The following is an 11,548-nucleotide window of genomic DNA, read 5'->3' as shown; positions in this document are numbered from 1 at the left end:
TCCGCTCCGAGTGTCAGTGCTCGGACGTGGAGGACGGTCGCGGGCGCCGGGTGGGCTTGCGCCGGGTACGGATGGCGTAGGGCCGGTAGAAGGCCTCCCAGAGGGCCGCCCGGCGTCCCCGGGGCCGGGTCCGCAGCTCGCCCAAGGGCGCCCGGATGAAGAAGGACGACAGGAACAGGTAGGACGCGGTCAGCGTGAGCAGCAGCAGGGTGGCCGTCACGGCCTCGCCGGGAATCCAGGCCACCCCCGCCCGTGCCAGGAACTCGTCAAGGTCCACGGGCGGCTTCGGGTGGCTGTAGACCTTCACGAACCACGTCATCATCAGGACCATCAGGATGGGCCCGTAGGCGCGGTTGAGCCGGGTGGAGATGGCGGAGAAGAGGGACAGCTGGATTTGGGGCCGTTCCAGCTCCAGGGCCAGCTCGCGCAGGGCGTCCGGGTCCACCGGCTCACGCCGGAGCATGGGGGCCCACCAGCCGTCCTCCAGCAGACGCACCCGGCGATTCCACAAGTCGTAGTAGCGGTAGCGCCGCGCCTCGATGAGGAGGAACGACACCACCATCCAGATGCCCACCAGGAAGGTGACGTGTGAGCTCTGCGTCGACGCGAAGCCGAAGGAGATGACCGCCGCCGTCGTCGTGAGCGCCCAGTTGGTGGTGGTGTCCAGGCGCGTGCGCCAGGTGTCGGAGCGGCTCAGCTCCCCCCGAAACAGCTGGGCCATGGCCTGCTGGGAGAGCCAGGGCGACTCCAGCACGTCGTTCTTGTCACGTTCACGCACGGGCATCCTTCGCCGGAAGGTGGGCTGGGCAGTGGGCGTTTGCAACGCAGGCGGGGTGGGGGTGGCAGGCAGGCAGGCGGGCGCACGGGTGGCCATGGCGGGCGCGCGTGTGCAGCTTGCAGACTTGAACGTGCCCGACGTGAATCCCATCCAGGCCCTGTCCCACCTCCTCCAGGAGGAACGCGAGCGCCTGGCGCGCCTGTGGGCCAAGCGCCTGCGCGCGGAGACCTATGACGTGGCGGTCCCGGGCAGGGACCTGCGAGCCCCGCTGCGCCGGTTGCTGGACGAACTGGCCCGCCTGCTCAGGGACCGGCCCGACGACGCCGTCCGGCTCTGGCCGGAGGTGGTCCGCCCGCACGGCGCCTTCCGCTACAGCCAGAACTTCGACCCCGAGGACCTGACGCGTGAGTTCAAGTCCCTGGAAGAGGTGATGCTCCACGTCTACGCGCGCCGCAACGGTGGCTTCATCGAGCCCCAGGTGGCGGAGCTCATGGCGGAGCTGGTGTGGGAGGCGGACGCCGCGGCCCAGGCGTCCTATGCGCGCATCCTGAAGACGGAGGAGGTGCGCTTTCGTGAAGCGGCGGTGATGGAGTCGGTGCTCAACCAGGTGGACGTGGGCATCATGCTGGCGGAGGTGGACGGCACCGTCTCCTTCGCCACGCCGCCGGTGAGCCGCCTCATGGGGGTGCCCATGCGCGCGGTGGTGGGGGTGCGGGCGGCGAACACCATCAATCCCGTGCTGACGCAGGTGAACGCGCGCCACCTCACGGGCGAGCCCTTCAAGCTGGCCGACATGCCCTTCCTGCGGGCACTCAAGGAGAAGGGGCCCGTGCGTGGGGTGATGATGGTGGTGGAGCGCCCCGGCGGCGACACCGCGACGCTGGAGCTGAGCGCCACGCCCGTCTGGGAAGAGGAGGGCGAACTGGCCGGCGCCATCCAGACCTTCACCGACCGCACGGAAGCGGTGAACAAGACGAAGGCACTCCAGAGCGCGCACGGGGAACTGCGCAGGCTTCAGGGCCGCCTGCTCCAGCGCACCCGCCAGCAGGCGCTGGGACAGCTCGCCAGCGGCGCGGCGCATGCGCTCAACAACTTCCTCAACGTGCTGCGGCTGCGAATCACACTGCTGCAACGCGAGTTCAAGCCCGAGCACCTGGAGGCGCTCGACAAGACGGTGCAGCAGATTGGCGAGCTGGTGGCCCGGCTCCAGGAGTTCAACATCCAGCGCACCCAGGAGCAGCCCACCGACGTCCCGGTGGACCAGACGGTGCGCGAGGCGCTGGAGCTGGCGCGCGGCGAGTTGGAGCAGCGCGAGCACCCGGTGTACGTGGACCTGGACCTGGGCGACGTCGGCAGCGTGCGCGCGGATACGGGCTTCTTCCGCGAACTGGTGGTGAACCTGTTGCTCGTCTCGCGCGACCGGATGGAGGCCGGTGGCCGGCTGCACGTCTCCACCCGCGCGGATGGCTCCGCATGGCTGACGCTGCGCATCGAGGACGAGGGCACGCCCTACGCGCCCGATGAGCTGGCGCGGCTGTTCGACCCGCTGCGCCGGGACGCGGGCGCGCCGCAGCTGTCCCTGTTCCTGGCGGTGGCGCGGGCACAGGTGGAGCGCTGGGGCGGCGAGCTGACGGCGGAGGTTCCGGCTTCGGGCACGGGCACGGCCTTCGTGGTGCGCCTGCCCCGCGTGCATGAAGGCGCCGTGTCCACCGCGCCACGTCCGGAGCCGTCGCGCACGGAGGTGATGCGGCCGGCGGGGCCCCGGCGCTTCCAGCAGACGCGCAGCGTGCTGGTGGTGGATGACGACCTCGACAACGCGCGGATGATGGCGGAGGTGCTGAGCGAGGAAGGCTACGAGGTGCAGGTGGCCCACAGCCCCGCGGTGGCGCTGGGGATGTGGGACCGGCGCCGCTACGACGCCGCGCTGCTGGACGCGGTGATGCCGGAGATGAGCGGCTGGGAGCTGGCGCGCGAGCTGCGCAAGAAGTCCCCTCAGGTGCTGCTGGCCATCGTCACCGGCATGGACGTGCGCGGACAGAACCGCTCCAACCTCGCGCTGGTGGACGCCGTGTTCCGCAAGCCCATCGACGTGGGCGCGCTGGATGACTTCCTGGGGCAGTCCGACACCGCCGCTTCCGAGAACGGTTCGTTGACCTCGGGTTCCCCGCCGCCCGCCTGAGCGCAGCGGACAGGACGACGTGGTGCCTCAGGCGGGCCGGTAGCTCGCGGCGTTACACTTTCCACTCAAAGTGTTGCGGCGCGCGTCACACCGCGAAGCCCGTTGCGCCGGGAAGGGCCCGTGTCTGAGGGGCGCGGATGCTTCCCCATTGCAATCTCCTTGTCTGGCTAGAACTGAAAGTGTGGCTCGTTGCTTGCTCCAGGACCGCGGGCCCGCCGGTGCCCGCGGTCCTGCTTCGGGCGTCCACCCCCGGTGGTTGCCACCCCCCACGAGGTTCTGCGTGAGAATCAATCTGAGAGGCCTGTTGCTGGCCGGCATGATGCTGGCCGGCGGCGGTGCCATGGCGGAAGAGCGTGCGGTCTGCGAGGGCCGTACGTCACAACCTCCCCTGCAGCGGGATGCCCAGGGGCGCGTGAAGGTGGGTGAGGACGTCGTCGCCACCTTCAAGTCACGTCAGCCCAAGGCGCGGCCGGAGGGGGTTCGCGCTCAGGCCGAGCTGGCCTGGACGGACCGCATCAGCAGCCCGGGTGCCACGTACATCGCGCCGCACTTCAGCCAGTTCGCGCTCGCGCCGGGGGACTACGTCATCGTCCGCGCGCCGGACGGCTCGCGCGAGTACCGCTACGAGGGCATCGGCAAGGGCGAGGGCAACGCGCCGGTGAGGGGCGGCTTCTGGAGTGGTCACATCTCCGGTGACGTCGCCATCGTCGAGCTGTGGAGCGTGGGCGGCCACGCGAAGTCCGGCTACACCATCGACCGGTTCGCTCGCGGCTTCGCCAACCTGGCGGCGCTGGGCGAGGACCTGGACAACAAGGCCGTCTGCGGTCCGGACGACTCGCGCAACGCGCGCTGCTACCAGACGTCGGACCCGCGTCAGTACAAGCACTCGCGCGCGGTGGCCCGTCTGCTCATCAATGGCAGCGGGGCCTGCACGGGCTGGCTCGTGGGCAACCAGGGCCACGTGATGACCAACGAGCACTGCATCGCCAACACGGCGGACGCGCTCAACACCGACTTCGAGTTCATGGCCGAGGGCGGCGCCTGTACCTCCGCTTGCAACAGCTGGTTCGGCTGTCCGGGCACGGTGGTGGCCACGAGCTCCACGCTCATCGCCGTGGACGCGCCCCGGGACTACGCCCTGGTGCGGCTGCCCACCAACCCCACGGCCACCTACGGCTACCTCCAACTGCGCAACACCACCGCGTTCGTGGATGAGCGCATCTACATTCCCCAGCACCCCGCCGCCTGGGGCAAGCACATCGCCCGCAACTCCACGCACGCGTCGGACGCCTCGGGCTTCGCGGAAATCTTCGCCCTCAACCGGCCCGCGTGCTCGCCGGGTGGCCCGCCGGACATCGGCTACTACGCGGACACCCAGGGTGGCTCGTCCGGCTCTCCCGTCATCGCCAACTCCGACCACCGCGTCGTCGCGCTGCACCACTGCGCCAACTGCCCCAACCGTGGTGTGCCCATCACCTCCATCATCTCCCACCTGGGCTCGCTGTTGCCTCAGTGCGCGCTGCGCAGCGCCACCTGCCCGGACCCGTATGACGTCTGGATGCGCGACACCTGGTCCGACACCGGCCTGGAGCCGGACCCCGCCACCGCGGGCCAGGACATGTGGGCCAGCCCGTACATCTGGATTCGCCGCAACCCGGACGGTGTCGCCAATCCGCACGTCCACCAGAACCCCGAGCTGGGCGCGACGAACTACGCCTACGTGAAGCTGCACGGCGGGCCCCGTCCGGGCGCCGCGGGGCGCCTCAAGCTGTACTACGCCAACGCCTCCACCGGCCTGGCCTGGCCCACGGACTGGACGCAGTTCGGTGACGTCGCCGTCAACGGCTTCACGCCCGACACGCACATCGTCCAGTCGCCGTGGAGCGGCCTGCCCGGCGAGGGCCACTACTGCCTGGTGGCGCGCTGGGAGTCCGCATCCGACCCCATGTCGTTCACCGAGACGACGGACATCGGCACCAACGTCCGTCAGAACAACAACATCATCTGGCGCAACGTGAACATCGTGGACCTGGAGTCCGGCAGCGAGGAGGTCCACTTCATCGTGCGCAACGTGCACGAGGGAATCCGGGCGCTGCGGCTGGCGGTGCGGGTGCCGGAAACGGACCGGCAGCGGCCCTTCCCGGCGAATGGCGGCCGTGTCGTCGTGCGTCTGCCGGACGAGCTGTTCAAGCGCTGGGTGGAGGTGGGCGGCAAGGCCGAGGGCATGAAGATGCTGCGCGAAGGCGAGTTCGAGGTCGTGTCTCCGGAAGGGGGCGTGTTCCACGAGCTGCCGCTGGGCTTCCGCGAGGAGCACCAGCTGCGGATGTTCTTCGAGCGCTCGGCGGACGCCACGCCGGAGCCCTACCACCTGGAGGTCGTGCAGTTCGACCAGGACAAGCCTGACCGCGAGAGCCTGGGCGGCATCGGCTACGACATCTACACCCACGGCGAGCCGAAGCCGAAGAAGTAGCTGTCGCTTCGCCTGACGCGGCTTCGCTCGCGTGCCGTCCTGACGCGGGCGAGGCCGTGACGTGTTTGCATCCGTCCGTTGCCGTGCTTTGTCTGGTCTCCGGTGCGGCGCTTCCCGCCGCGTCCGTTTCCCGGAGGCAGTGCGTGCGGGTGGATGACCTTTGCCTGGTGCTGGTGTCCTCGCTGTTGCGGGAGGACCGTTCCAGGTGGCCCCAGAGGCTCGATGCGCTGGAAGAGGAGCTGGGCGAGGCCTGGGCGCTGCGGCGGCTCGAGGTGCCGAGAGCGTACTCCCTGGGTGTGCGGCTCCAGGATGGGCGTGAGCTCCCGCTCGCCACGTGGTTCGACTCGTTCGATGCGGGTGGGGTGCGCTCCGTTCGCGTGGTGGACCTCGGTGCGTCCTCGTCCGAGGCGCTTCCCGCGCACATCGCCGCCGCGTTCGCCAACTCGGGAGGCGTAGTGCTGGAGGTGACCTCGGGTGGGGCGTCCTCGCTCTTCCTCCTGCGAATGCACTCCAGCCGCCCGCACCTGCTCACCGCGCGGCAACTCGTGGACTTCGCCCGTGCGCAGCCGCACGCGGACCGCATCTTCGAGGCCTGGGCGGAGTCCATCTCCGAGAACAACCAGCTCAACGACCGGCCCGCGGTGCCGGCCTCGGAGGTGCCGGACTACCTGGCCTCGCCGGACGGGTTCGTGCACTACGACTTGCGCGGCGGTGACCTGGTGGAGGAACTCCAGGCCACCCTTCGCCGTCACGGCGCGGACGTGACGATTCCAGACGCGCTCCGGGCCTGCTTCTACACCAGCGACCCGGACGCACTGTTTCGCGAGATGCTGTCTCCCGAGCAGCAGGCGGAGTTCGTCCCGTCGGAGGAGCAGCTCCTCCTCACCGACACCACCACGCCTCAGCAGTTCGCTGACCTGGTGTCCGCGCAGCCCTTCGCCGCGGATGCCTGGACGCGCATCGCCCGGGACCAGAACCAGTTCCTGGCGGAGGGGGAGCCGCCCGTGACGGCGGAGGGTTTCGAGGCCCGTCTCCGGACGATGGCGCCAGATGGGCTCCAGTCGCTTCTGACCGGCAACCTGATGATGGCGTTGCAGCAGGCGGCCCGGGCCCATGGCGCGGAGTTGGTCATCCCCGAGCCCCTGCGCGGATGCGTCCGGCCTGCGTTCTCTCGGGATGAGGACCCGGGATGGATTCCGGGCAAGGAGTTGCTGCGCCTGCAGTCCAATCCCGACGTGTACCAGATGTACCTGTTCCACGAGCTGGCGGCCGGGCCCGCGCCCGTATCCGAGGGGCCGTCCTGGGACGCGGCGCGGCGTGGCTTCACGAAGGCACTGCGGGAGGCGGGTGACTTCGCGACCGCGCAGGGCTCGAACTTCGGGGATGCGTTCAAGCTGGCGCTGTTCGCGCTCGAAGGGCAGGCGCCGCGCTACGACGAACTGTCACCGGAGCGGGTGCCGGATTACCTGGAGGTGGTGAAGGCCGCGGGCTTCGACGGGCGGCCGGTGCAGGTCTTCGAGGACAGGCTGGGCTCGTTGGGACTGTTCCAGTCGCTGGGGATGTCCGAGGAGAAGCTGCGTGGACTGCTCGCCTACCAGCTGTCCGACGTGTTCGGCGGCATGGGCTCGTGGAACGACCAGTACTTCGAGACGCCCGAGGCGCAGCAGCAGTACGACGGGGTGTCGGCGCGGCTGTTCGAGGCGCGGAGTGCGTTCTTCGTGGCCACGCTCAACGCGCGCTGAGGCGGAAGGTGTGATGGTGGGCACGGCAGCCGGGCCCTGGCTGCCTGTCCCTCCCTTGTGGCGCTGGGCGGCGGTGTCCACCTCTGAGGGAGGAGGAGACACCGCCATGTCACGCAAGACGATGGACTGCCGGAAGGCGCCCAGTGACACCCACTGCACGCTGACGATTTCGGGTGAGGAGGACGAGGTATTCCAGGCGGCCATCTCGCACGCGGTCTCAGCGCACGGCCACGAGGACTCCGCCGAGCTGCGCGAGATGATTCGCGGCATGCTCGAGGACGAGGCGCCCGCGGCCAGCATGGGCCGGCCCATGCCGATGCAGGAGCCGCAGCAACCGAGCAGGCACTGAAGGACGCGCCTGTCAGCGCGTGGGCAGTTCGCGGAACGAAATGCCGTCCAGTTCCAGGCGGCGCACTGTTTCCATGAACCGCTCGGTGCCGACAATCATCGTGGCGAAGTTGCCCACCCGGAACAGGTCGACGTCCACTGGGAGCGAGGCCGCGTCGAGAATGGGCTCGTCGGGCCGACGGAACCCGAGGCGTCCACAGGTGTCGCACCGAGGGGGCAGGTCCGGAGGCATGCAGTCCGCGTGCAGTTGACCACGCGGGTCGAGCTGAAGCTCCAGGAACTCGGGGGCATCCTTCTGCCGGAACCGCAGCTCTGTTCGCGCGCCGAGCAGTCCGCGGATGCCTTCCTCTCGAAGTCGCTCCAGTTCTTCGTGGCGAATCAGCAGCAGACTGCTACCCAGCCATGCGAAGGGACCGAACCGTCCAGACGCGGTTCCCACCAACGGGCCGAACGTCGTCCCCGGGGGAAGCAGGGCACCTGGCGGTGCCAGAGGTCGCACCAACTCCCGGAGCCGTGAGAACTCGGTGAATGTCTCAGGCCTGGCTTTCAGGAAGGCGCCCTGCTCGGGCAGGACGGACAAATCAACGGCGGGATACTGGTGTCCCGAGCCGGCCCAGGTTTCACCGCAGCCCGGACATTCCTTGAGTCCGGGCAGCCCCCACTTGTGGGCGGCGTTGAGGCTGCCGTTGGTGTGGGCTTGCGCCGTCGAGTCTTCGCGCAGCCAGAAGAAACGCGTCATTCGTCCTCATGCTCCAGGCGGGAATAGTAGGGCTGAATAGGCCCGCCCATGAGCTCAAAGCGGTGAATAAGCTCCCCTGCGTGTCTGAAAATCTCGGTTGGGGTCGCACCCTCGTTCGCGTCTTTGAACTCACGCCAGGCCCTGTTCCACGCGCCGCCGCGTTCGCCGCCTCGGTGAATCCGCTGATGGACGTGGCGTGGAATGGGCATCGTGTAGTCGTGGATTTTCACTCCCTGCCGTTCGAACCAGCGGGCGAGGTCCTCTGCCTGCGGGAAGATGTGGTGCTTCTCCCAGCGTCCGGGCGTGAGTCGCGGTGGCGCTGAGAAGGCTCGCTCAGGGGCGCCATTCCAGTTGGGGAACACCATGACGGCGCCCCGAGGCAGATGCTGTCCTCCGCCCCAGTGCCTCCGGGGGCCTCGGCCGGGAGCCGCGGTCGCCGCGGGCGGACGAGCCGGTGGGAAGCGCGCGAGTTCCACCGCGCCGTCCAGGTCCTGACACCGGTAGAAGCCGCAGGCGTCTCCCATGCACAGGAGCGAGACGCACGGGGCATCATCTGGCGTGGCGCATGCCTCCTCGGCGTCGTCCCATGCTTGCTGAATGGACGCCTGTGGAGTCGACGCGCAGCCTGCCCACGGTGCTGTGAGCAGCAGTAGCCAGAGTGACAGGAGCGTTCGCATGGTTTGGGGAACCTATCGTCCAGCGCCGAGATGGTCGTTAAAGTCCCGCCAGTGAGTGCCCCCCTGGACCTGGAGCGCGTCCGCCGCAAGGTGGAGGCGGGTGAGATTCTGAGCGACGCGGAGCTGTCCCTGCTCCGCGCCGAGGCGCAGCGTGGCCTCGGCTCCGCCTTGCGGTTGGCCCTGGCGCACGCCCTCATCAACGCGGGCGCTGAACGTGAGGCGCTGCCGCTGCTGGAGACCCTGCGGCGGGACTTCCCACGCGACCTGCCCGTGCGGCTGGGGCTGGCGCGGGCCCTACTCGGACTGGAGCGCCACGGCGACGCGGAGCGACTGCTGACCGAGGTCCTGGCCCAGTCTCCGGGAGACCCGGAAGTGCTCAAGGTGCTCGCGGTGCTGGGACTGCGGCGCGGTGAAGCGGACAAGGCGCGTGCCTATGTCGCGGATGCGCTGGCTCGCGACCCCTTCGACGCCGAGGCGCGGCTGCTGAAGGAGGAACTGGAGTCCGTGGACCTGCCGCCTCCGCCCGTTCCCCAGGAGCAGGTGCTGCGCCCGGAGTTCACCGCCGCGCTCACCGCCGCGCTGGGCCGCGCCCGGGTGGCGTTCCGACGGCAGGGGAAGGACCTGCTCGTGAAGCTCGCCACGGGCGGTGTTGGGCGCGTGGACGTGGGCTCGCTGTTCGCGGCCTACCAGGAGTCCCCGGGCACGCAGGGGCTCACTGCCTACGCGAATGCGCTAGCTGCGCGGCTCGGCGGGTTGTCCTCGGGCCTGAGCGCGGAGGTCGCGGCGTTGGAAGCGCGGCTGCGTCCGGTGCTGCGCCCAGCGGACTTCGCGGCGCGCGCCGTGGGCGCCTTGCACCGGCCCGGTCCCGCGGGTCTGGAAGTCTTCTACGTGCTGGAGGACGCGGAGTTCGTGCGCTACCTGCCCGAAGCCGCACTGGCCCCCGCGGGACTCACGCCGGAGTCGGCGGACGCGGCGGCATGGCGCAACCTCGCCTCGCGTCTGGCCCCGGTGCGGCCCGTGCTCGTCGACCAGGGGGAGGTCCGGTTGGCGGAGGCCTTCTCCGGACTCTGGGCCGTGGCGGAGGGGGACGGCCACGACGCCGCGCGGCTGCTCCTGCCTTCGCAGCGCAAGGAGCTGGCACTGCTCGCTGGAGAGGCCCCCCTGCGCGTGGCCCTCGGACGGCGGGAACTGGTGCTGGTCTGCCGCGAGTCGGATGCCGCCGCGTGTGAGTCGCTGGCGCGGCTCGTGCCCTCGCCGGATGGAATCCCGGGCGCCTTCCGCCTGACGGAAGAGGGCCTGTCCGCGGTGTGAGGCGGTTTCAGCCCGCCGTGCCCGCGGGCAGCTGGTCCACGAACATCACCTCGCGGTAGCCCAGCGTGAGCAGCAGCGCCCGCAGCGAGCGCTCCGCGGACTCCCGCGCTCGCCGCTGGAGCTTCCCGTTCGAGCGGACCTCCTGCTCGAAGGCGATGCGGGCCTTCTCCAGCAACTGCGCGGTCTGCTCGCTGTCCAGGTTGGAGTCGATGACCTCCGTCTCGCCGGGACGCAGCTCCACCTTCACCTCCATGGGCGGCAGCACCACGTAGACGCGCGTGCCCGTCACCTGGAGATGAGAGCGGTCGAAGCGCTGGAAGTCGAAGCCCAGGTGCGCGTTCGCGAAGACGATGGCGCGGCCATGCGGATTCTGGAGCGCGTAACGCGCCCAGTTCAGCACGTCCTTCCAGAGCGCATCCGTGGCCTGGGGCTCCGGGGTGAAGGTCACCTTCTTGTAGAGCGCGACCTCCAGCGTCTCCAGCCGGGCCACGTCCCGCATCTGCTGCACGACGGACGGCGTGTCCGGCAGCGACGGCGACGCGGGCTTCATCAACACCCAGGCCCCCAGCGCGCCGAGCGCGGCGCCCAGGACGACGGTGAGGACTCGCGAGAGGTGCGCCATGGGCCCCAGTGTACCTCCCCGGGCAGGCGCTTCCGGCGCGCTCATATCGAAGGCGCCAGCAGGACGACCGAATAACCCACGGCCGTTCGTGCTCCAGGATTCTCGTACGAGTGCTTCTGGTCCCCCCGGAAGACGACCACGTCGCCGGGCTGGAGGTGGAAGCGCTCCCCACTGGCGACGAGCACCATCTCCCCCGACTCACACGCCAGGTACTCCCGGGTGCCGGGGGTGTGCGGAACGCCGGTGACGCGCACCTGCGGCGGCAACTCCACGCGGTCGAACTCCATACCGGGCAGTGGGTCCGGCAGCAGCTTGCGCAGCATGCCGCCACCACGCGTCCGGACGGGCAGGGTGGCGCGCGGGTAGTGCCGGGCACTGGCGCGGGGCTTCGCAATCAGCTCCTCCAGCGACACCTGGAGCGCGGCGGCCACGCGGTGCAGCACGGACAGTGTCGGGTTGGCCGCGCCGGACTCCAAATGGGCCCAGGTGGCGCGCGGCACGCCCGCCAGCCGGGATAGCTGCGCCTGTGTGGCGCCTCGCGTCTCGCGAAGGGAACGGATGTTGCGGGCCAGTCTGCCGGGCAGGTCATCGTCGTTCATGGATTGGCAATCTGCCAAGCCCTTGGCCCACACGCCAACAGAATGGCGCGCGGCGTGTATCTCCCGTCGCAAGGAGAACGCAC

Annotated in this window: 10 protein-coding genes; 5 read left to right on the top strand and 5 right to left on the bottom strand. The window is 69.7% G+C overall.

Going from position 1 to position 11,548, the window contains the following annotated elements; translation table 11 throughout:
- Positions 1-13: 13 nt before the first annotated feature.
- Positions 14-784: a DUF2270 domain-containing protein gene (locus OZ403_RS33530; RefSeq protein ID WP_140795288.1), complete on the bottom strand. Its 771-nt coding sequence runs from the start codon at positions 782-784 to the stop codon at positions 14-16.
- A 13-nt stretch (positions 785-797) separates the two neighbouring features.
- On the opposite strand from OZ403_RS33530, the gene OZ403_RS33525 reads away from it, so the two are divergent.
- From OZ403_RS33525 to OZ403_RS33510, 4 genes are all read left to right on the top strand, one after another.
- On the top strand, positions 798-2,957 hold the full coding sequence (locus OZ403_RS33525) for a response regulator (RefSeq protein ID WP_140796696.1): 2,160 nt from the start codon (positions 798-800) through the stop codon (positions 2,955-2,957).
- A gap of 280 nt (positions 2,958-3,237) precedes the next feature.
- Positions 3,238-5,427, top strand: coding sequence for a trypsin-like serine peptidase (locus OZ403_RS33520; protein ID WP_268782667.1), 2,190 nt, complete (start codon positions 3,238-3,240; stop codon positions 5,425-5,427).
- Between the two features lie 149 nt (positions 5,428-5,576).
- Entirely contained in the window at positions 5,577-7,169 is a 1,593-nt protein-coding gene (locus OZ403_RS33515; protein ID WP_268782666.1) for a hypothetical protein, read from the top strand.
- Positions 7,170-7,275: 106 nt separating this feature from the next.
- The gene (locus OZ403_RS33510; RefSeq protein ID WP_140799971.1) at positions 7,276-7,518 is read left to right on the top strand and encodes a DUF1059 domain-containing protein; all 243 of its coding nucleotides are present in this window, start codon (positions 7,276-7,278) and stop codon (positions 7,516-7,518) included.
- Between the two features lie 12 nt (positions 7,519-7,530).
- Here the strand turns inward: OZ403_RS33510 and sitI6 are convergent, their stop codons facing one another.
- Both sitI6 and sitA6 read right to left on the bottom strand, forming a co-directional pair.
- Positions 7,531-8,256 (bottom strand): SitI6 family double-CXXCG motif immunity protein, encoded by a 726-nt coding sequence (sitI6, locus tag OZ403_RS33505; RefSeq protein ID WP_140795285.1) that lies wholly within the window; start codon positions 8,254-8,256, stop codon positions 7,531-7,533.
- On the bottom strand, positions 8,253-8,933 hold the full coding sequence (gene sitA6 / locus OZ403_RS33500; protein ID WP_140795284.1) for a SitA6 family polymorphic toxin lipoprotein: 681 nt from the start codon (positions 8,931-8,933) through the stop codon (positions 8,253-8,255). The genes sitI6 and sitA6 overlap by 4 nt, the downstream gene beginning before the upstream one ends.
- Positions 8,934-8,936: 3 nt before the next feature.
- Between sitA6 and OZ403_RS33495 the strand changes: the two genes are divergently transcribed.
- Complete coding sequence (locus OZ403_RS33495; RefSeq protein ID WP_268782665.1) at positions 8,937-10,244, top strand: tetratricopeptide repeat protein; 1,308 nt, start codon at positions 8,937-8,939, stop codon at positions 10,242-10,244.
- A gap of 7 nt (positions 10,245-10,251) precedes the next feature.
- Here the strand turns inward: OZ403_RS33495 and OZ403_RS33490 are convergent, their stop codons facing one another.
- Positions 10,252-10,866, bottom strand: coding sequence for a DUF4230 domain-containing protein (locus OZ403_RS33490; RefSeq protein ID WP_237077676.1), 615 nt, complete (start codon positions 10,864-10,866; stop codon positions 10,252-10,254).
- A gap of 41 nt (positions 10,867-10,907) precedes the next feature.
- Complete coding sequence (locus OZ403_RS33485; protein WP_140795281.1) at positions 10,908-11,465, bottom strand: helix-turn-helix domain-containing protein; 558 nt, start codon at positions 11,463-11,465, stop codon at positions 10,908-10,910.
- Between the last annotated feature and the right edge of the window lie 83 nt (positions 11,466-11,548).

This window comes from Myxococcus sp. NMCA1, assembly GCF_026810205.1.
GTDB classification, from domain to species: Bacteria; Myxococcota; Myxococcia; order Myxococcales; family Myxococcaceae; genus Myxococcus; species Myxococcus xanthus_A.
The sequence above is the reverse complement of the archived record's forward strand: the minus strand, read 5'-3'. Positions and strand labels throughout refer to the sequence as shown.